At 56.4% G+C, this 20,784-nt stretch carries 21 protein-coding genes and 1 riboswitch; of the genes, 2 read left to right on the top strand and 19 right to left on the bottom strand.

The window, feature by feature from the left end; all coding sequences use genetic code 11:
• Positions 1–46 precede the first annotated feature (46 nt).
• From trpB to ACR0NN_RS07940, 8 genes are all read right to left on the bottom strand, one after another.
• The gene (gene trpB / locus ACR0NN_RS07975; RefSeq protein ID WP_170721381.1) at positions 47–1,294 is read right to left on the bottom strand and encodes a tryptophan synthase subunit beta; all 1,248 of its coding nucleotides are present in this window, start codon (positions 1,292–1,294) and stop codon (positions 47–49) included.
• A gap of 67 nt (positions 1,295–1,361) precedes the next feature.
• Positions 1,362–1,697: a hypothetical protein gene (locus ACR0NN_RS07970; protein ID WP_170721384.1), complete on the bottom strand. Its 336-nt coding sequence runs from the start codon at positions 1,695–1,697 to the stop codon at positions 1,362–1,364.
• 44 nt (positions 1,698–1,741) lie between these two features.
• Positions 1,742–2,386, bottom strand: coding sequence for a phosphoribosylanthranilate isomerase (locus ACR0NN_RS07965; protein WP_170721387.1), 645 nt, complete (start codon positions 2,384–2,386; stop codon positions 1,742–1,744).
• A gap of 8 nt (positions 2,387–2,394) precedes the next feature.
• Entirely contained in the window at positions 2,395–2,745 is a 351-nt protein-coding gene (locus ACR0NN_RS07960; protein WP_170686123.1) for a LapA family protein, read from the bottom strand.
• Between the two features lie 6 nt (positions 2,746–2,751).
• A complete protein-coding gene (ihfB, locus tag ACR0NN_RS07955) occupies positions 2,752–3,036 on the bottom strand; it encodes an integration host factor subunit beta (RefSeq protein ID WP_170721389.1) in 285 nt (94 codons plus the stop codon).
• 270 nt (positions 3,037–3,306) lie between these two features.
• Positions 3,307–4,983, bottom strand: a complete 1,677-nt coding sequence (rpsA, locus tag ACR0NN_RS07950) for a 30S ribosomal protein S1 (RefSeq protein ID WP_170721393.1) — start codon at positions 4,981–4,983, stop codon at positions 3,307–3,309.
• Positions 4,984–5,317: 334 nt separating this feature from the next.
• Entirely contained in the window at positions 5,318–7,003 is a 1,686-nt protein-coding gene (locus ACR0NN_RS07945) for a tryptophan halogenase family protein (RefSeq protein ID WP_170686059.1), read from the bottom strand.
• Between the two features lie 168 nt (positions 7,004–7,171).
• A complete protein-coding gene (locus ACR0NN_RS07940) occupies positions 7,172–7,708 on the bottom strand; it encodes a hypothetical protein (protein WP_170721396.1) in 537 nt (178 codons plus the stop codon).
• A 218-nt stretch (positions 7,709–7,926) separates the two neighbouring features.
• Here ACR0NN_RS07940 and ACR0NN_RS07935 point away from each other — a divergent pair, with 218 nt between their 5' ends.
• Positions 7,927–8,403: a YHS domain-containing (seleno)protein gene (locus tag ACR0NN_RS07935; protein ID WP_170721400.1), complete on the top strand. Its 477-nt coding sequence runs from the start codon at positions 7,927–7,929 to the stop codon at positions 8,401–8,403.
• Between the two features lie 26 nt (positions 8,404–8,429).
• On the opposite strand, the gene cmk is transcribed toward ACR0NN_RS07935, so the two are convergent.
• From cmk to miaB, 10 genes are all read right to left on the bottom strand, one after another.
• Positions 8,430–9,044 (bottom strand): (d)CMP kinase, encoded by a 615-nt coding sequence (cmk, locus tag ACR0NN_RS07930; RefSeq protein ID WP_170721403.1) that lies wholly within the window; start codon positions 9,042–9,044, stop codon positions 8,430–8,432.
• A complete protein-coding gene (gene aroA, locus ACR0NN_RS07925; RefSeq protein ID WP_170721406.1) occupies positions 9,041–10,387 on the bottom strand; it encodes a 3-phosphoshikimate 1-carboxyvinyltransferase in 1,347 nt (448 codons plus the stop codon). Before aroA ends, cmk begins: the two co-directional genes overlap by 4 nt.
• 68 nt (positions 10,388–10,455) lie before the next feature.
• Positions 10,456–11,166: a tRNA (guanosine(46)-N7)-methyltransferase TrmB gene (trmB, locus tag ACR0NN_RS07920; protein WP_170721415.1), complete on the bottom strand. Its 711-nt coding sequence runs from the start codon at positions 11,164–11,166 to the stop codon at positions 10,456–10,458.
• 127 nt (positions 11,167–11,293) lie between these two features.
• On the bottom strand, positions 11,294–12,475 hold the full coding sequence (gene metK / locus ACR0NN_RS07915; RefSeq protein WP_170721417.1) for a methionine adenosyltransferase: 1,182 nt from the start codon (positions 12,473–12,475) through the stop codon (positions 11,294–11,296).
• A 5-nt stretch (positions 12,476–12,480) separates the two neighbouring features.
• A riboswitch (SAM-SAH riboswitch) is annotated at positions 12,481–12,529 on the bottom strand.
• Between the two features lie 21 nt (positions 12,530–12,550).
• On the bottom strand, positions 12,551–14,077 hold the full coding sequence (lnt, locus tag ACR0NN_RS07910) for an apolipoprotein N-acyltransferase (protein ID WP_170721421.1): 1,527 nt from the start codon (positions 14,075–14,077) through the stop codon (positions 12,551–12,553).
• Positions 14,074–14,958: a hemolysin family protein gene (locus ACR0NN_RS07905; protein ID WP_170686067.1), complete on the bottom strand. Its 885-nt coding sequence runs from the start codon at positions 14,956–14,958 to the stop codon at positions 14,074–14,076. Before ACR0NN_RS07905 ends, lnt begins: the two co-directional genes overlap by 4 nt.
• 36 nt (positions 14,959–14,994) lie before the next feature.
• Positions 14,995–15,489 carry an rRNA maturation RNase YbeY gene (gene ybeY, locus ACR0NN_RS07900; protein ID WP_170721424.1) on the bottom strand — a complete coding sequence of 165 codons (495 nt, stop codon included), beginning with the start codon at positions 15,487–15,489 and terminating at the stop codon, positions 14,995–14,997.
• Positions 15,490–15,530: 41 nt separating this feature from the next.
• On the bottom strand, positions 15,531–16,553 hold the full coding sequence (locus tag ACR0NN_RS07895; RefSeq protein ID WP_170721428.1) for a PhoH family protein: 1,023 nt from the start codon (positions 16,551–16,553) through the stop codon (positions 15,531–15,533).
• Between the two features lie 147 nt (positions 16,554–16,700).
• Positions 16,701–17,465, bottom strand: a complete 765-nt coding sequence (locus ACR0NN_RS07890; RefSeq protein ID WP_170721431.1) for an outer membrane beta-barrel protein — start codon at positions 17,463–17,465, stop codon at positions 16,701–16,703.
• A gap of 165 nt (positions 17,466–17,630) precedes the next feature.
• Positions 17,631–18,950, bottom strand: coding sequence for a tRNA (N6-isopentenyl adenosine(37)-C2)-methylthiotransferase MiaB (miaB, locus tag ACR0NN_RS07885; protein ID WP_170721435.1), 1,320 nt, complete (start codon positions 18,948–18,950; stop codon positions 17,631–17,633).
• Positions 18,951–19,070: 120 nt separating this feature from the next.
• On the opposite strand from miaB, the gene ACR0NN_RS07880 reads away from it, so the two are divergent.
• The gene (locus tag ACR0NN_RS07880; protein ID WP_170721839.1) at positions 19,071–19,934 is read left to right on the top strand and encodes a hypothetical protein; all 864 of its coding nucleotides are present in this window, start codon (positions 19,071–19,073) and stop codon (positions 19,932–19,934) included.
• Positions 19,935–19,937: 3 nt separating this feature from the next.
• Here the strand turns inward: ACR0NN_RS07880 and ACR0NN_RS07875 are convergent, their stop codons facing one another.
• The gene (locus ACR0NN_RS07875; protein ID WP_170721438.1) at positions 19,938–20,735 is read right to left on the bottom strand and encodes a phytanoyl-CoA dioxygenase family protein; all 798 of its coding nucleotides are present in this window, start codon (positions 20,733–20,735) and stop codon (positions 19,938–19,940) included.
• Positions 20,736–20,784 lie beyond the last annotated feature (49 nt).

Below are 20,784 nucleotides of genomic sequence, written 5' to 3'. Positions count from 1 at the left end.
GCAAATTGGCACAGTTCCTCAAAGGCGCAAAGCCTGATTGCGTGGTTTAGTCCGCAGCCCGGCCCTCGGTGTCGGACATATCGAAGTTCAGGTACCGTGCGACTGTTTGAACATCCTTATCCCCGCGCCCACACATGTTCATGCAGATCAGGTGATCCTCAGGTAGATCGGGCGCGATCTTCATGACATGCGCCAGCGCGTGACAGGGTTCCAGAGCCGGGATGATGCCTTCCGTGGCGCAGCACAGCTGGAACGCCTCCAGCGCCTCTTTGTCGGTGATCGACACATAGTTGGCGCGGCCAATATCGTGCAGCCAGGAATGTTCAGGCCCGATGCCCGGATAGTCCAGACCGGCCGAGATCGAATAACCTTCCAAAATCTGCCCGTCATCATCCTGCAGCAGATAGGTGCGGTTGCCATGCAGTACGCCAGGGCGACCACCGGTCAATGAGGCGCAATGCTCCATTTTTTCGTTCACGCCTTTGCCACCCGCTTCGACGCCAATGATATTCACATCCTTGTCGTCGAGGAACGGATAGAACAGGCCCATGGCGTTCGACCCACCACCGATGGCGGCGATGATCGTGTCAGGCAAACGCCCTTCGGCCTTCTGCATCTGCTCTTTGGCTTCTTTGCCAATGATCGATTGGAAATCGCGCACCATCGCCGGATAGGGATGAGGCCCTGCAACAGTACCGATGCAATAGAACGTATCGCGCACATTGGTCACCCAATCGCGCAGCGCGTCATTCATCGCGTCTTTCAGAGTACCACGGCCAGACGTGACAGGGATCACCTCGGCCCCCAGCAGGCGCATGCGGAACACATTCGGGGCCTGACGCTGAACATCATGGGCACCCATATAGACGATGCATTTCAGGCCGAACTTGGCACAGACAGTTGCAGTCGCCACGCCGTGCTGCCCTGCCCCGGTTTCTGCGATAATGCGAGTTTTGCCCATCCGGCGCGCCAGAATGATTTGGCCCAGCACGTTGTTGATCTTGTGCGCCCCGGTGTGGTTCAGCTCATCCCGCTTGAGGTAAATCTTCGCCCCACCCAGATGCTCGGTCAGACGCTCCGCATAATATAGCGGCGAGGGGCGGCCCACATAATTGGCCCACAGATCGTCCATTTCGGCCCAGAAGGTCGGATCATCCTTGGCCTTATCATATTCCTCTTCCAGCGACAGGATCAGCGGCATCAGCGTTTCGCTGACAAAACGTCCGCCAAAGATGCCAAACCGGCCCTGCTCATCAGGTCCGGACATGAAGGAATTGAAAAGATCGTTGGCCATGGGTATCTCCCTCGTCGTACCAGATGTTCATAGGAGGTAGGCGCGGGATTTGCCATCGCAAAACGTATTATTCCGCTGCCTGAGCGCGCTGTTCCCAGACCCGAAGCGCCTGATCCCGACTGGGAACGGCAATACATGGAAATTGACAAAATACACTGATCTCAGCCAGCCGCGCCGACGCCCGCACCACGCGTCGATGGGGCCCGGAATGAGCGAATGTCAGCATCGCTTCGACGTCGTGCCAGACGGTGTAAGAGAAATAACACCCTTCGTGCATGAACACCTCGGCGTGCAGGCACAGCGAGTCGCCGCGCGCTTGTCGTAGTGATTGATGCGCGCGCCAAAAGAACTCTGGCCCGTGATACCATCGCCTGAGTGAAACTCCGCCGATAACAGCAAGCATATCCTTCCCCTCTTTGGAGGATACGCAGGCACTTTGAAGTCAGATCAATTGGCGGCGTCAATAAACGCGCGGATCAGGGCAGCGTCCTTAACGCCGGGGGCGCTTTCAACACCAGATGCTACATCGACCTGTTGCGCGCCGGTCATTCGGATCGCCTCAGCGACGTTTTCTGGATTCAATCCCCCGGCCAACATCCACGGTTTGCGCCAGTATTTGCGCCCTGCCAGCAATCGCCAATCAAACGCCAAGCCATTGCCGCCCGGCAGTACGGCATCTTTCGGCGGCTTCGCATCGATAAGAAGCTGATCGGCTACCTCACTATATTCGTCAATTTTGACCAGATCATCAGCATCGGCCACACCAATGACTTTCATCACCGGCAATCCATAGCGCTGCTTGACCGCCTGAACGCGCTCAACGCTCTCATCGCCGTGCAGCTGAAGCATATCGAACGGCGCGGCTTGCGTGATGCTGTCCAAAAGTTCGTCAGATGCATTCACCACCAGCGCCACGCTCGCCACTCCCGCGGGAACGGCGGAGATCAATGCCGCGACATCGGTAGGCGCCACATAACGCGGAGATTTCGGGAAAAAGTTGAAACCCAAATAGCCCGCACCGGCTTCTGCTGCAGCGCGCACGTGATCGGGGGCGGTCAGGCCGCAGATTTTGACACGAATATCAGAGGGCATCGTCGGCCTCAGCTTGCCTCATCCAGCAGAGCCAGAACATCGTCCTGCCCTTCGTTCTGCTTTTTCTTGAGCTTCTTGACCTCGCGCTCAAGCTTGCGCACTTCGCTTTGCTTGACGGTCGCATCCTTGCGGTGCTTGTGCTCGCGCAGCCACTCCCAAAGGAAGCCGATAACCAGACCGGCCACAACACCACCCAAAACAACCAGGAAAAGCGGAAGCGAGGTGGAGAAATTGAACCCAAGCAACTCTGCCAGCGCGTCCGGCATCAGTTTCAGTTCAACCAGCTCACGATTGGCCAGCGAGATAGAGACCAGAATGATCCCTAAAGCAGCAAGAAAAGCATAACGAATATAGCGCATCATGGCTTACGCTTTATCGTTCAACCGATCCCTTAGCAACTTGCCGGTCTTGAAAAAAGGAACACATTTTTCCTCGACCTGTACGGTTTCTCCGGTGCGTGGATTGCGACCGACGCGGGCATCGCGCTTCTTAACTGAAAACGCGCCAAAACCGCGCAGCTCAACGCGATCACCGCGCGACATTGCGTCCGTCACTTCTTCGAAAACCGTGTTTACGATCCGTTCAACGTCCCTTTGGTAAAGATGCGGATTCTCGTCTGCGATTTTTTGAATCAGTTCTGAACGGATCATGCGCATTACCCTCCCAGGCGGCCGGTGTGACTGGTCTACTGATTTGACAGTATAGGAAAAAACCCGGATCGGGGGAACGCATACTCTGCATGGATTGGCTTTATTTTGCCATATTCTAGCGCGAATTTTAGTGCACAGACCCGATTTCCACACCTATTGAGCGATCATGACCGGAAATAACCCGGATAATTGGAACATATTGATTCGCAACAAAAACGGCCCCGCGCATCTGCACGGGGCCGAAATATTGATCAAGTTAAGGTCCGAGATTTAGTCGCCGGACTTCAGCGCTGCACCCAGGATATCGCCCAGCGACGCGCCCGAGTCGGAAGAACCGTACTGTTCCACGGCCTCTTTCTCTTCGGCGATTTCGCGTGCCTTGATCGACAGACCCAAGCGACGGGTCTTGCTGTCAACGTTGGTCACGCGGACGTCGACCTTGTCACCGACCGAGAAACGCTCGGGGCGCTGTTCGGCGCGGTCACGGCTCAGGTCCGAACGACGGATGAACGACTTCATGCCTTCGTATTCGACCTCGATGCCGCCATCTTCGATCGCGGTGACTTCGACAGTGATGACCGAGCCACGCTTCACGCCGCCCACGGCTTCGGCGAACTTGTCACCGCCCAGGGCTTTGATCGACAGCGAGATACGCTCTTTCTCAACGTCCACTTCCGAGACAACGGCCGAAACCATGTCGCCTTTGCGGTAGTTCTGGATCGCATCTTCGCCACGCTCGTCCCACGACAGGTCGGACAGGTGAACCATGCCATCGATGTCGCCTTCGAGGCCAATGAACAGACCAAACTCGGTGATGTTCTTGACTTCGCCTTCGACCTCGGTGCCCTCGGGGTGAGTTTCTGCAAACACTTCCCATGGGTTGCGCTGAGTCTGCTTCAGGCCCAGAGACACGCGACGCTTGGCGCCGTCGATTTCCAGAACCATGACGTCGACTTCCTGGCTGGTCGAAACGATCTTGCCTGGGTGGACGTTTTTCTTGGTCCAGGACATCTCGGACACGTGCACCAGACCTTCGACACCAGCTTCCAGCTCGACGAACGCGCCGTAGTCGGTGATGTTGGTGACGCGACCCTGATGGACCGAGCCCAGCGGGTATTTCGCAGCAACCAGATCCCACGGATCTTCCTGCAGCTGCTTCATGCCCAGGCTGATGCGGTGGGTCTCTTTGTTGATCTTGATGACCTGAACCTTGATGGTTTCGCCGATCGTCAGGATCTCGGACGGGTGGTTCACACGGCGCCATGCCATGTCGGTGACGTGCAGCAGGCCGTCAACGCCGCCCAGGTCAACAAATGCACCGTATTCGGTGATGTTCTTGACGACACCCTCGACGGTCTGACCTTCGGACAGGTTGCCGATGACTTCGGCACGCTGTTCGGCACGCGATTCTTCCAGGATTGCGCGGCGCGATACAACGATGTTGCCACGGCGGCGGTCCATTTTCAGAATCTGGAACGGCTGCTTCAGACCCATCAGCGGGCCAGCGTCGCGCACAGGGCGAACATCAACTTGCGAGCCGGGCAGGAACGCAACTGCGCCACCCAGATCGACGGTGAAGCCACCTTTGACGCGACCAAAGATTGCACCTTCGACGCGCTGGTCGTCGGCATATGCTTTTTCCAGACGGTCCCATGCCTCTTCGCGGCGGGCCATCTCGCGCGAGATGACAGCTTCGCCACGGGCGTTTTCTGCAGCGCGCAGGTAAACTTCGACCTCGTCGCCAACAGCGATTTCAGGGGCTTCGCCGGGATTTGCGAATTCTTTCAGATCAACGCGGCCTTCCATTTTGTAGCCTACGTCGATGATAGCTTGGCCGGCTTCAATCGCCAGAACCTTGCCTTTGACAACAGTACCCTCTTCGGGTGTGTCCATTTCGAAGCTTTCATTTAGGAGGGCTTCGAATTCCTCCATGGATGCGTTAGCCATGTGGCGTCATTTTCCTTTACATACGTTTTTGCTGGCCGAGCGGTTGTCTCCGCCGGTCTTGTTTCATGGTGCCTGAATGCGTGATCCAGAACGCGCCCGAGCTAACAAACACAAAGGGCCGAGGTGACCCGGCCCTGCTCAGATACGTCATCCGGACGTTGACCGCCCTTGTTCAGACAGCGCGCGTATAGGCGGATTCCGCATCATGCGCAAGGGCAAAGCCCATAATTACAGGGCAATACCACAGAATCGACGCATCAGAGGCCTGCATCGATACTGAGCAGCCAAACTGCTTGCTAAACTCGCCGGTTCTTTGGCCTGGTCCGAAGCCACCCTAAAACAATTGCAGATCTTTTTTGCCGCTTTGAATCTCGGCAAGGTTCGGCATGTTCTCGATCACAACTGGTGCGGGTTTGACGCCCGGCATCGCCACGGTCGGTTGCGCCGCGACCGCTTTGCCAAAGGCCGGTTTTTCAAGCTCTCCGCGGATATCGCGCAGCAGCGTCTTGTGATCCGGCATGGTTTTGAGGATCTGCGCCAGGTCCATTTTCGCACCTTTCCACCATTGGAACCAAATCGGTTTCTTCAACGGTCGAATGCGATCACGAATACCGGTGCCATAACCGGTATCATAGACCTGCTTGCCCAACAGGACTGTCTGATAGACGCGGAAATTGAACAGCGTCGCGAACTCGATATCGTGCTCCATCGGCAAGCGGTGCTGCCACAGCTCAAGGTTCTCGGCCAACCGATCCGGGATCTTCATCTCAGTGCGCGCATCGATCCAGTATTGATCATCGGTGCGGTTGCCCAATCGGTAGTGCAGACAGATGAAATCCAAAACTTCATCATAGAGCTTGTTCATCTGTCGGTTATAGCGATTGCGCAATGCAGGCTCGATATCGCGCGTTGGCAAGTGTTCAGCAAACCAGCGAATTGCATGGTCGATCATGTGGATTGCGGTACTTTCAAGCGGTTCGATGAATCCGCCGGACAATCCGATTGCCAAACAATTCTTCACCCATGCATTCCGCACACGCCCGACCCGCATCGGGATCACGCGCGGAGTCAAGCCTTTACCGCTGTCTCCAAGCCATTCCAAATACTCATCGGCCGCCTGATCATCCGTCCGATGCGCCGACGAATAGACATAGCCCGTGCCCACACGATTGTAGAGCGGCACCCGCCAAGTCCAACCAGCGCCAAGTGCGGTCGAGCGTGTAACGCTTTCGATCTTCTCGGGATCAGGATGTTCGATCTGCAGCGCCATGGCGCGGTCATTGGGCAGATAGTCCGAATAATCCATAAACGGCTCGCCCAGCGCCTGATTGATGATCAACCCGCGGAACCCAGTGCAATCTATGACCATCTCGATGTCATGACGACCCTTGTGCTCCAGCATCAGGTGGCTCACATTGCCCTGCTCATCCAGTTCGACAGATTGCACTTCATCCTGAATATGCTCAACGCCGCGCTTGGTGCAGACCTTGGTCAACATGCCTGCAAATTTCACGGCGTCCAGATGATAGGCATATCCAAACCGTTGCTCGAATTCAGGCGCGCCCAAGGGCCGCGCCCCTTTGCACAGACGCGCCAAATCATCATGGGGCGAGATCGACTGCGTGAAATCCCGATCCCCATTGCCAAAGCGCAGGAAGTATTCGGCCGACTCCAGACCTTCCAGCAATTGGCCATGAGCAAAAGGGTTCACATAATCGATACGATTGCCCTTAGCGTCCCTGTTCCAATTGCAGAACTTGACACCCAGCTTGAACGACGCGTTGGTTTCGCGGAAAAAATCCCGCTCGGAAATGCCCGCCTGGCGCAAGGTGACCGGCATGCGCGGAACCGTCGCCTCACCAACGCCCACGGTCGAGATGTTGGGGCTTTCGATCAGGCAGATACGCGGACGATCTTTTGGCGCTGAGGTGCGGGAAAACACCATGTCGAGGATCAGCGCGGTCATCCAACCCGCTGTGCCACCACCTACGATGGTGATCTTGCGCAAACGATTGTTCATATTTTCTTGTCCCTGTTGGCTCGGTGGGATTGTTTGGCTGCTGCCCCATTTTGAATTGGGGTTCGTGTCGCAGCCTTCCCTTTCTTGGCTTTAGGGAAACTATAACAGCTTTATTACGTTCAGCTAGAGCTTATGGCGTCGCGATTTGACGGAAAAACCGAACGAAATTTAAATCTCCTCGCCCTTTTTCAGCAATTCTTCGATCAGTTCACGCTGAAGATCGTGACTGTCGCCACCTCCGAACTCGGCAGCGCCGCCGGTGTACAATGTGCCATAGGTCTTAGCGATGTTCACGGTTTGAGCGAGCCCCGAGATCAGCTGGTCTCGTTCCAGCAGTGACAGCGGGTGAATGAACGCCGCCCACAAGGTACCATTTGCGATCGCGTAACGCGCATCCAGCGTGCTGTCGAAATTCGCCTGCATCATGCGCTGTAGATCGGAAGGCGACAGATCAGCAGCGCTGCCAATTGCAACCATCGCCCGCATGCGATCGGCATTGGTATCGGTGACAACCAGCATCGTCACATCAGATATGGTCAGTTCAAACCCCGGTCCAATTGGCCGCGCCTCTGGGTCCAGCGCAAATATTATCTTGCCCAACCGTTCGTAAGTCATCCGAGGCTCGGCCTCAGGCACCGGCGCATCAGATTGCTGTGCAGCCACACTGCCCGCAAGAAAGAAAAAAATCATGGCTAGTCGGATCATGGGGCACTCCTACGGTTATCCGCACAGCTTAGGCGGCCAGAGGACGGGTGGCTAAACAAAGCTATGTGAACAGTTTTGGCAAAACGCCCTGATCTTCGGACGATCTGCATCATCTCGCGACTTATCTGCGATTCACCGTCCGCCACACCTTTCCTAACTTAGTCTCATCGGCTTGGGGCGGACCCGAGCCTTGAACTAAAATGGAAAGGACAACTGCCATGAAATCACTTGTACTTACTGCGTTTGCAGCAACACTTGCACTGACGGCTCCGGCATTTGCCGCAGATGAAATCAACGTCTCCAAAGGTCTTTCGGCCGCGGGCGCCCCCCTTGCAGCGCATGGCGTTGATCTGGTCGCGCTGGTCACCGGCGGCAACCCGGTCGAAGGCTTCGCCAACCACTCGGCGACCTATGATGGGGCCTCCTACTACTTTACGAGTGCAGAAAACCGCGAGGCGTTCGAGGCCAACCCAGCAGCCTACTTGCCACAGCACGGCGGCTATTGCTCGTTCGGTGTGTCTGTTGGCAAGAAGTTCGACGGTGATCCGGATCAATACCTGATCGCAGACGGCAAACTGTATCTGTTTCTCAACGCAGATACCCGTGCCGCCTTTCTGAAAGACGTCGCAGGTACTACGCAAACTGCAGATGACCAGTGGGCCAACATCAAGAGTATAGCAGTGGGTGAGTTGTAACTGACCAACACTTGCCCGCGGCGCAATTAGGTCGCGGGCAGGCTGCTTTCAATGATTTCAAGCGCCCGCGCCAGCGCGGCCTTGATGTTCAGGTTAGATGTATCAAGCTGCACAGCATCATCTGCCGGCTTCATCGGAGCTGTGCTGCGCTCGGCGTCGCGCGCATCACGTTCTTTGACATCCGCTAGAACCTGTTCGCGTGTCACATCTGCGCCTTTGGCCGCAAGCTCCTGATACCGCCGTTCAGCCCGGACTTCGGGACTGGCGGTGACAAACAACTTCACCTCGGCCTTCGGGCAGATCACAGTTCCAATGTCTCGCCCATCCAGAACCGCACCCCCGGCACGTCGGGCAAAGGCCCTTTGGAAATCAACCAACGCGCTGCGGACCTCGGGGATAACTGCAACTTTTGAGGCCGCTTGTGCAATCTCAGCTGTGCGCAAATCGCCTTGCTGCAGTTCTTCTGCAGTCAGGGACTGGGCCGCAGAAACGGCCTCTTCGCCCTGTAGCACCCGACGTCCCACAGCGCGATACAGAAGACCGGTATCCAGATGCGCGAACCCGAAATGCGCGGCGACACCCTTGGAAATCGTCCCCTTACCCGCCGCCGCAGGCCCGTCGATTGCAACGGTGAACCTCATCCACGCGCGACCTTGGCACCAAGCGCAGCCATTAAAGGCTCAAAAATCGGGAACGACGTTGCAATCGGGCCGCCATCATCAACCGAGACCGGCGCCTTTGCTCCCATCCCCATGACCATAAATGACATGGCAATGCGATGGTCCAAAAAGCTCTCGCAGGTCCCGCCACCAGGCACGCCACCAATACCAAGACCGTCGACCGACCACCATTCGTCACCTTCATTGACCGTTACGCCATTGGCGCGCAATCCCCGAGCCATCGCATCAATCCGGTCACTTTCCTTAACGCGCAACTCTTTGACGCCACCCATCATCGTGGTGCCCGTTGCATTTGCCGCCACCACGGACAGCACCGGATATTCGTCGATCATCGATGCCGCGCGCTCGGACGGAACATTGATCCCCTTCATGTTAGGCGAATATTTTGCGCGCAGATCGGCAACCGGCTCGCCACCTTCTTCGCGTTCGTTTTCATAGGTCAGATCCGCGCCCATTTCACGCAATGTGGTGAACAGCCCTGCACGTGTCGGGTTCAGCCCGATCCCAGGGATCAAAACGTCCGAACCGGGGGTGATCAAAGCGGCACAAACCGGAAAGGCCGCACTGGACGGGTCACGCGGCACGGCAATGATCTGCGGCTTCAGCTCTGGCCGACCGGTGAGCGTAATGACCCGCCCCTCATCCGTATCTTCGACAGTGATTTCGGCGCCAAAGCCTGCAAGCATCCGTTCTGAATGATCGCGCGTCGCTTCTTTCTCGATCACGACGGTCTTGCCGGGGGCGTTCAGACCCGCCAGCAGAACTGCAGATTTCACTTGCGCCGAGGGTACGGGCACTTCGTAACGTACCGGGGTGGGATCTGCAGCGCCGATAATGGTCATCGGCAGACGCCCGCCCGAACGGCCAACGGATTGCGTCCCAAACAAGGCCAGCGGGTCGGTAACCCGGGCCATCGGGCGTTTGTTCAGGCTGGCATCCCCTGTGAAGGTCGCCGTAATCGGTGACGACGCCATCGCCCCCATGATGAGGCGCACACCGGTGCCGGAGTTTCCGCAATCGATCACCTGATCAGGTTCTGCAAATCCACCAACACCCACACCATGGACAGACCACTCACCTCCACCGTGATCGGTCACTTCCGCCCCGAAAGCACGCATCGCTTTGGCGGTGTCCAGAACATCTTCGCCTTCCAGCAGGCCCGATATCTTGGTCTCGCCAACGGCCATCGCCCCGAGGATCAGCGACCGGTGCGAGATCGACTTGTCGCCCGGCACCTCTGCCGTGCCGGTCAGCGGGCCGCAAGGGTGCGACGTCATCGGGATGGGCGTGCCGTGTCCGGACATGGGGGCTCCTGTTCTCGCTATCAGTTCAAGGCGGATTAGCGAATTGGGGCCAGATGGTCCAGCGGCAATCAGCCCTTGCGGCGGAAGGTCAGGTAATGCGGGGTGCGCCCTTCGCGCAGCGCCTTTTGTTCATAGCGGGTGGAAATCCAGTCACCCCAAGGCTCGCGCCAATCCGCAGGACGTTCGGCCAGCCATTCGAACCCGGCGCGCGGCACCTCTTCCAATGTCTGCCGGACATAATCCGGTATGTCTGTGGCGACACGGAAGATGGAACCTGGTTTCAGGACCCGCGCCAGCGGCTCCAAATGTTCCTGAGTGACGAACCGGCGCCGGTGATGCCGTTTCTTGGGCCAAGGATCAGGGTATAGCAGGAAGGCCCTTGAGATGCTGGCCTCGGGCAGTACATCAAACAGGTCTCGTGCGTCGCCGGGATGCACCGCAAGGTTCTTAACACCGGCTTCGCGAATCTTGCCCAGCAACATGGCGACGCCGTTAATGTAGGGCTCTGCCCCGATGATGCCGATATCAGGATTTTGCTGGGCCTGATGCACCAGATGCTCACCACCGCCAAAGCCAACCTCAAGCCAGACAGGTTTGTCACCAAACAATCCGTCAAGGTCAAGTGGCTTACGTTCGGGATTGGCCTCCCAGTCGACCGCACCCGGAGACAAGGCGCTGAGATCCTCGTTCAAATAGGCCTTCTGGCTGGGCTTCAGGGTTTTGCCCTTGAAGCGGCCATAGAAGTTTCTGCGCGGGCGTTGTGGGGTCTGTGTGCTCATGGCGGTCGCCATACTGCCATGCGTGCTATCTGGCAATAGGTGCAGATGTGGGTCTGCACCTACACCACGATTGTGATTTCAATTGGAAAAAGAGCGCGCCCGTCAGGGCGCACAATTTAACAGGTGCTTAGACGGCCGCTTTCAGGGCTGCTGCCAGATCGGTGCGTTCCCAGCTGAAACCACCGTCTGCGTCAGGCTCGCGGCCAAAGTGGCCGTATGCCGCTGTACGCTGATAGATTGGCTTGTTCAGCTGCAGATGCTCGCGAATTCCTCGTGGTGTCAAATCCATAACCTGCCCAACTGCCTTTTCGATCACTGCATCCGCGATCTGGCCAGTGCCGTGGGTATCCGCATAGATCGACAGGGGTTTAGACACACCAATCGCATAGCTCAGCTGGATGGTGCAGCGTTCTGCCATGCCTGCCGCAACAACGTTTTTGGCAAGATAGCGCGCCGCGTAGGCCGCTGAACGATCGACCTTGGTCGGGTCTTTACCTGAAAACGCACCACCGCCGTGAGGTGCCGCACCGCCATAGGTATCAACGATGATCTTACGCCCCGTAAGCCCTGCGTCTCCGTCTGGCCCGCCGATAACGAACTTTCCGGTTGGGTTCACGTGCCACTCGGTCTCAGCTGTCAGCCAGCCATCGGGCAATGTTTCGCGAATATAGGGCTCGACTATTTGGCGAATATCATCTGAGGTCAGTGCCTCATCCAGATGTTGGGTAGACAGGACGATCGAACTGATACCAACGGGTTTGCCATCGCGATAAACCACCGACAATTGCGATTTTGCGTCCGGGCCAAGCGCAGGCTCGGAGCCATTCTTACGCACCTCGGCCAGCCGACGAAGGATCGCGTGGGAATATTGGATCGGCGCTGGCATAAGAGCAGGCGTTTCGGTCGTGGCGTAGCCGAACATAATGCCCTGGTCACCTGCACCTTCGTCTTTGTTGCCGGCTGCATCCACACCCTGCGCGATATGGGCCGATTGCTCGTGCAGCAGGTTGGTCACTTCGACGGTTTCGTGGTGAAACTTGTCCTGTTCGTAACCGATATCCTTGATGCAAGCCCGCGCGATATCGTCGATATGCGCCATGTAGTCTTGCAGCTTCTCCTGATCCGACAGGCCCACTTCTCCGCCGATAACCACGCGGTCAGTGGTTGCGAAGGTTTCGCACGCCACGCGCGCTTCTGGTTCTTCACGCAGGAACGCATCAAGCACTGCATCAGAAATTCGATCGCAGACTTTATCGGGGTGCCCTTCGGAAACGGATTCCGAAGTAAAAGTGTAATTCTGCCGGGACATGAATGTGCTCCATTAAGATTTCCCCATCACGTCAGGAAGCCGTTGTGACGGGCGGTCGTCCGAATACGCGCACTGTCAGGCAGCGTCAATCGATATTTGATCATCGTGCCGCTTGGTGTGACGCCAAAGCAATGCAAGTAGCGCCAGCAAGGTCAAAAGTACTGGATTGTCGCCTATGCGCGAATAGATCGTGGCGCTTTGAGCGCTTGGTAACTCAGCATCAATGAAGCCTGCTTGTCCAAGGGGCAAGGACTCGGTGATCCGGCCCAATGGGTCGATCATCGCCGACACTCCGGTATTGGCCGAGCGCATCATTGGCAGACCTTGTTCGATCGCACGCATCTGCGCCTGAGCAAGGTGCTGATACGGGCCTGACCGAGTTCCAAACCAGGCATCATTGGTAATCTGCAGCAGAAAATCCGCACGGTCAGGCGCGGCCAGAACATCCTGCGTAAAAACCGCCTCGTAACAGATTAAAGGCAGCGCTCTGCCAAGCGGACCCGCATCCATCAGCGCGGCCCCCGGTCCGGCACTAAAGCCATTGCCGGTTGTGGCCGCCATTCCGTGGATACCAAATCGGGCCATCACATCGCCGAATGGTACATATTCGCCAAACGGGGCCAAATGATGCTTGTCATAAAGCCCCACCCGCTGACCCTCCTCATCTAGGTAGATCATCGAGTTATAGATCTGCTGACCTTCAGCACGCTGGATACCCAGGAAAACCGGAGTGCCCTGTGCGGCTTCACCGATAGCCGCCAGATAAGGCTGTGCGCTGTCCAGCCATGCCGGGACCGATGATTCTGGCCAAACGATCAGATCCGGCCGTGGCTCGGCTGCCGTGAACTCCAACTGTCGCGCAAAGAACAAAGGCGCATAGGCGGGATCCCATTTCTGGTGCTGGGGCGCGTTGGGTTGAGTCAGGCGCACGATGTGACCTGAGGATACGATCGGCGGTCGACTTGCTGAATAGACTAAGGCCAGCACCAAACAACCCACAGTGGACGCGATCGATACGGCAAGGTTGCGGCGGCTTTGACTACTGAATAGTGCAGCTCCCAGCGTTAAAGTGGCGAGCAGGGTCAAGGCGCCCAAGCCATAGGGCCCGACAAGTGAGAGAAGCTGCGCGAATGGTGTATCCACCCAGATTTGTGCGATGCCTGCCCAAGGAAAGCCGGTCAGAACATAACCGCGCGCAAATTCGGCCAGTGACAATACAACGGACAACGACATCGCCTGCAAGATGGGCGATCCACCAATGCGTTTCGCAATTCCAAAGGCCAGCGCCCAGAATAAGGCCAACCCGCCCGACATGAAGATCAGCGCAAATGGCGCCATCCACGCATGGCGCTCGGCATCAACCAGAAACGGCTCGACAATCCAGCTTAGCGCGTGCGCAAAATACCCTGTTGCAAAGACCCACCCCAGCAAGGCCGCTCGGCGACCTGTTTCGGAGGTCAGATATAACGGCGCGATCAACACCAGAGAAATCAGGGTAATCGGCCAGTAACCCAATGGTGCAAGGCCACAGGCCGCCGCAACACCCAATATCGCCGCCAGCACCATTCGTATCAAATAGGGCCAACCCTTGGCAGGGTTCATGCGGCAATGTCCGGCAACATGACACGCAACCGTTTTATTCGGCGGGGATCAGCGTCGATAACCTCGAATTCGGGACCTTCGGGATGACATACAACCTCACCACGCGCCGGAACCCGTCCCGACAGCATGAAGACCAGACCGCCCAGCGTATCAATCTCTTCCTCGTCCACATCCTCGTGACTGGTCAGAGAGCGACCGATCTCAGCCTCGAACTCTTCAAGCGGCACACGTGCTTGCACCACATAGCAACCGGGCTTTTCCTGTATCCATAGCTGATCTTCATGGGCGTCATGCTCATCGGCGATTTCACCAACAACCTGTTCGATCAAATCTTCGATCGTCAGCAATCCATCGACCCCACCATATTCATCGATCACCAGCGCCATATGGCGTCTTTCGGTCTGCATCTTGGTCAGCAGAACTCCGATTGGCATCGAGGGCGGAACAAACAGCAACGTCCTGAGCATCGACTTCAGATCGAACTCGGCCGAGTTGCCATTGAAGCCATGAGTCAGCGCAAAATCCTTGAGGTGTACAAATCCCAAGGGTGTATCCAGCGTTCCGTCATACACAGGGATTCGCGACAATCCGCTATCCCGGAAGATTTGCGCCAGCTCATCCTTTGGAGTCGTAACGGGTACCGAGATGATCTCGGCCGTGGGGATAGCGACATCTTCGACCCGCATTCTGCGCAAGTTGATCATGCCCCTCGGTTGGGCGCTGACCGTCTCAGCCCCATTTACCTGACTGGTGTCTTCGTCCTGAGAAGAAAATGCGTCGAGAAGCCGCGAAAATAGCCCGCCTCTTTCGTCGCTGTCATTATCGCTGTTCTGAGAATGCGCGCCATGCGCCGCCCTAGAACTGCCGTCTGTTTCACCCATTATCCTGTTCCAATTGATCGGGCTAAAGTGCCCATGTCATACATTATATGGGTCATCTATACCCAGTTTGCCAAGTATCTCGACCTCGACCCTTTCCATCAAAGTGGCGTCGAGGTCACGAATGTGATCATATCCTAGCAAATGTAATGTACCGTGAATGATCAGGTGCGTCACGTGATCGTCGGTGCTTTTGCCAGCCTCGGTCGCTTCGCGGGTGCAGGTGTCATACGAGATCGCAATATCGCCCAGCGCGATTTCGCCGGTAAAGTCAGGCTGCGGCGTCTGTGGTATCTTCCCCGCCTGCTCCGGAGCCAAATCTTCGGCAGGCCAACTAAGAACGTTGGTGGGCGTCGGCTTTTCCCGAAATTCGGCATTCAATTCAGCGATCCGGGCATCATCGCAGCCCAACACGCTGATCTCGCATTGATCCGCCTCAAGACCGCAATACTCCAGAACAGCCGCAATAGCGCGCACGGCCAATGGCTCCAGCCCGCGCCAACGCTCATCCTCAAGGGTGATTTCCAGATTCATGCCATCGGTCCCAAGCCCAGATTCAACTAGGGCCTCAGAGGTTATCCGGTTTCACGACCCGCATCGGCCTCATACGCTTCGATAATGGCTGCGACAAGCGGATGGCGGACGACATCTTTCGAGGTGAAATAGTTGAAGCTGATATTTGGGATCGTTTTCAATAACCGCTCGGCATCAGCCAAGCCTGAATGCACACCACGCGGCAGATCAACCTGTGACCGGTCTCCGGTGATGACCATCCGGCTGCCTTCACCCAGACGGGTCAGGAACATCTTCATCTGCATGGTCGTGGCATTCTGCGCCTCGTCCAGAACAACAAATGCATTCGCCAGAGTGCGCCCTCGCATGAAGGCCAGCGGAGCAATTTCGATCCGCTTTTCCTCGATCAACTTGGCCAATTGTTTGCCGGGCAGGAAATCATTCAGCGCATCGTAAAGCGGCTGCATGTAAGGATCGACTTTGTCCTTCATATCACCGGGCAGATAGCCTAGTTTTTCCCCCGCCTCGACCGCAGGACGACTGAGAATGATCCGATCCACATGCCCACCGATGAACATCGACACACCGACCGCGACGGCCAGATAGGTTTTACCAGTTCCCGCAGGGCCAATGCCAAAGGCCAGTTCATTGTTGAACAACGACTGGACATAGGCTTTCTGGGCGTCCGTGCGTGGCTCGACCAGTTTTTTACGGGTCTTAATTTCAACTGTGCCACCCTTGAACATCTCAAGCTGGTCACCATCCCGCGTGCCGGTTCCGGCCTCGGAATTGCCCATGCGCAGCTCTCGATCGACATCTGCAGCCTCCACATCACGCCCGCCTTCGAGCCGGGTATAAAGCGCCTGCAATACTTCTATCGCCTGCTTTTGCGAATCTTCGTCACCAAGCACCACCAACTGATTGCCGCGTCGCACAATCTGCACCGAAAGCTTCTGTTCGATATCGGTTAGATTACGGTCATATTCACCGCACAAATCGATCAATAGTCTGTTGTCTGGGAATTCAACAAGCGCCTCACGCTGGGGCATGTCATCTTGCGGTGGGGTCAGGGCACCGATGGCCAATCCGTTCTCCTGTCTTGGCGTTTCACCTTGAGCGTAGACAAACTCGGAAGGGAGACGCAAGCGGCAGTTTCAATTTTTGTGATTCACATGACAAAAGCGCCGATCGGCGCTGCATCATCAACCGAAACACGCAATTCAGGCAATTCTTCAGAACGTATAGTTCAACCCAATCCGCAGCCCGCGATAGCTTGGAGTGGATTTGGTCGAGAATGTCGAACCCAGTTCAACCGTCTTTGATTCGAATTGCAGGTACTCGATCTCACCGGTGATTGACCAATTCTCGTTTAGTCTGTGTTCCGCACCAAGGCTGGCCGAGAATCCTTGTCGACGATCCTCGCTTTCGAACCGGCTTGTCCCACCTGCATCTGTTAGGGAGCCTGTCGTGGTGATATCGCCACGAACATATCCTACGGTCACGAAATACAAAACGCTGCGGCTGCGGTTCGTCAGTCCGTTTCGCAGGCGGATGGACAATACGTCGGAAATTGCAGACCTGCCGCTGACCTGCCCCGAAGGAGTCTGAGACGTCGTGCTGTCATCCAGCGTGCCAAAATCATAGCCCACTTCCAGGCCATAGACATAATCCCGCCCACCGCTGGCAGGCAGGATACCGCGCCAACCGCCACGAAACCCGACAAAATTCCCACTAGGCTTAACGTTGCCTGCAGCAAGCGGGTCTCCGCTATCGACGCGCAGACCAAACTCATCCGACCCTCCGGAAGCATGCCCGGCACTTATTCCAAGATAGAATGCATTCACATCCCGCGCAAAACGCTGAGATGAAACGACATCAGGCTCGGTCACATCCCCGATCACATCCCCGGCCAATGTCGGTGCCGCACAGGAAAGTAAAATGGCCGCAGCAGTCAAAACACGGGAAAGGTTCACACTTGGAAAACGCATCCAACTCATTACTCGTACCCTCCTCCAATCCAGGCGGTCAGTCTGAGTGGGCGCTTTCGCCGACACCCCAATAACAGCCCGGAAAATTCTGACCTCCCTCCGAACATAGTTCCAAGCCATAAATCAAGGGTTAAATTTCAGCGTTTGGAACTCTGGCGGCCCCATTGCTGTTGGTCAGATCAACTCGCCCGCTAGCGAGTTTGCGCCAGAGGCCTTGATCCTTACCTTGCGTAAGTCTCCGCTCGCAACATCGGCGTCTGCGACATGAACCGCGTGAAGATACTCGGATTTTCCAACCATCTGACCTAGTTGCCGCCCTGGTTTCTCGAACAGAACATTCACTGCCTTGCCAACCATCGAGTCCTGAATCTCGCGTTGATGGCGTGTGATCATCGCCTGCAGGCGCTGTAGTCGTTCATCCGCCACTTCGGCCTCGACCTGTGGCCGTTCTGCTGCAGGTGTGCCGGGACGCGTAGAGTACTTGAATGAATAGGCGTAGCCGTATTTGACCTCTTCCACCAAATCCAGAGTGGCTTGGAAGTCCTCTTCCGTCTCTTCCGGAAAGCCTACAATGAAATCGCCAGACATCAGAATATCAGGCCGCGCCTCGCGGATGCGTTCGATCAGCCTTAGATAGCTTTCGGCCGTATGGCTGCGATTCATGCGCTTGAGGATTTTGTCCGATCCTGACTGCACAGGCAGATGCAGATAAGGCATCAGCTTTTCGCAGGTGCCATGTGCTTCGATCAACGCATCGTCCATGTCGTTGGGGTGCGAGGTGGTAAAGCGGATACGCTCAAGCCCATCGACCTTGTTCAGTTCCCAGATCAATGCGGCAAGTGTCATATCGCCGTTCGGACCAGCCCCGTGATACGCATTGACATTCTGGCCCAGCAACGTGATCTCGCGCACGCCGCGTTCGACCAGATCGCGCGCCTCATTCAGAATGCGATCCGCCGGGCGGCTCACTTCGGCCCCGCGGGTATAAGGCACCACGCAGAAGGCGCAGAACTTGTCGCAACCCTCCTGAACCGTCAGAAACGCAGTCGGGCCACGCTTGGCCTTCGGGCGGTTCTTAAGCTTTTCGAACTTATCTTCTTCCGGGAAATCGGTATCCAGAGCCTTTTCACCCACGCGCGTCTTCGCCTCCATCTCTGGCAAGCGGTGATAGCTTTGCGGCCCCACCACCAGATCGACGAGTGGCTGGCGGCGCATGATCTCTTCACCTTCGGCCTGAGCCACGCACCCGGCGACACCAATCTTCAGGTCTGGCTTGCCCGCTTTAAGCCCCTTGAAGCGGCCCAGTTCAGAATAGACTTTCTCGGCAGCCTTCTCACGGATGTGGCAGGTATTGAGCAGAATCATATCTGCTTCGTCAGGTGTTTTGGTCTCAACATACCCTTGCCCGCCCAGCGCTTCGGCCATGCGTTCGCTGTCATAGACGTTCATCTGGCAGCCATAGGTCTTGATAAACAGCTTTTTCGGTTCAGACATGGGTTGGCCTTTGCAGTCGCTGGGTCGGCGTCGTCTATACGGATCGAACGCCGCTTGCAATGCTGGCGCAATTACCCGAATTTGGCGGGAATTTCCAGCGAGGCTGAAACAGCACCCACGATGCAGTACCAATCCCTTGATCACCTTCTGAATTCCGGCCGCAATACCCTGCAGAAAGGCCCCATCGCACTGATATTTGCCGAAGATGATGTCGAACTGGAAGGCACACTACTCCATCATCTGAAACTGGGGTTCAAATCCGTGATCGCATTCCTGCCGCAGGAATTCACGCTGGATGAAGCGTTAGAAGCAAAGGTTCATCGAGTGACGATGACCTGCGCGCCTAGAACCGTCGTATTTGAGGTCATCAATCGGATCATTCAGGCCGCCCAAGGTATCTGGATATACTACTGCTACAACGCTGAATATCTGTTCTACCCTTTCTGCGAAACCCGCACGGTCGGAGAGTTACTGGCTTTCCATTCTGAAGAACGGCGCAAGGCCATGCTGACCCATGTGGTCGATCTGTATGCGAATGATCTGACGACCTATCCCAACGGGGTGGCCCCCGATCACGCAATGCTGGACAAGACCGGATACTACGCCCACACGCGGCATGACGCATCTGGCAAGCCGCTGGAGCGCCAACTGGATATGTCGGGTGGTCTGCGCTGGCGGTTCGAAGATCATATCCCGTATGAACGGCGCCGCATCGATCGGATTTCGCTGTTCAAAGCAAAACCCGATCTGAAACTTCTGCCTGATCACACATTCAATGAGCCGGAATACAACACCTATGCTTGCCCGTGGCACAACAACCTGACCGCCGCGATCTGTTCGTTCCGGGCCGCCAAAGCACTGAAGACGAACGCCGGATCGACGTTTGATATCTCCAACTTCTGCTGGAGCCATTCAACTCCGTTCGAGTGGGACTCGCGCCAATTGCTGGATCTGGGCCTGATTGAATCGGGCCAATGGTTCTAGGCTCTATCGCTGTAGCAGAACTGGGAACCAGTCCTCGCGCAGCCGCTGCCCCGGCACCATGTCATGTCCCGGAAATGGCGGAGACGTTCGGCCAGGACGTTCGACATACCGCGCGTCATCACCAACCAACCGCAGTGAGAAGGCCCGACGCCGACTTTCCGAAGTATTGCCTCGGGCTCCGTGCAGCGTGCGGTAGTTGAAAGCTACGGCGTCGCCCGGCTCCATCTCGAACTCGACGATCTTCATCCCTTCGGCATCCGGGTCGGGGATCGGCATGTATTGACCCTCATCGGGGAAGAATCCCTCTTCCGAGACCCAGCGGGTAGGCAGCACTTCTTTTTCCCAGCGGTGCGAACCGGCGACGCAACGCAAGGTCGCGTGTTTCACCGAATCCAGTGGTGACCAGAAGCTGATATTTTGTTGACCTTCGACAAAATAGTAAGGCCCATCCTGATGCCACGGCGTCGCCATTGAGGTCCCGGGCTCCTTCACCAGTACATGGTCATGGAACATCTGCACGGATTGCGATTGCATAAGGTCGGCCGCTACTTCAGCGGCAGGAGAGTTTTCGATCACCTCACGAAACTGCGGGATACGCGACCAGTTGCAGTAATCATCGAAAAAACGACCAGTCTCGCCTTCTTTCTTATTCTCTGATGCATAAGGTCCGGGTTTTTCCATATTCGCGGAAACCCCGGCCCGCAGGGTTTCAACATGATCGGCGAACAGACCCTTGACCAACACAACGCCATCGTTTTGGTAGTCGTCAATCATCGCTTGCGAAACAAGAGGATGGGTCATCGCGGTCTCCTTGGATTTGTCACCTGATCTGCGCATGAATGAGACCTCT

The organism is Ruegeria sp. BA2, assembly GCF_056539605.1.
This window is presented reverse-complemented; position numbering and strand designations above follow the sequence as displayed.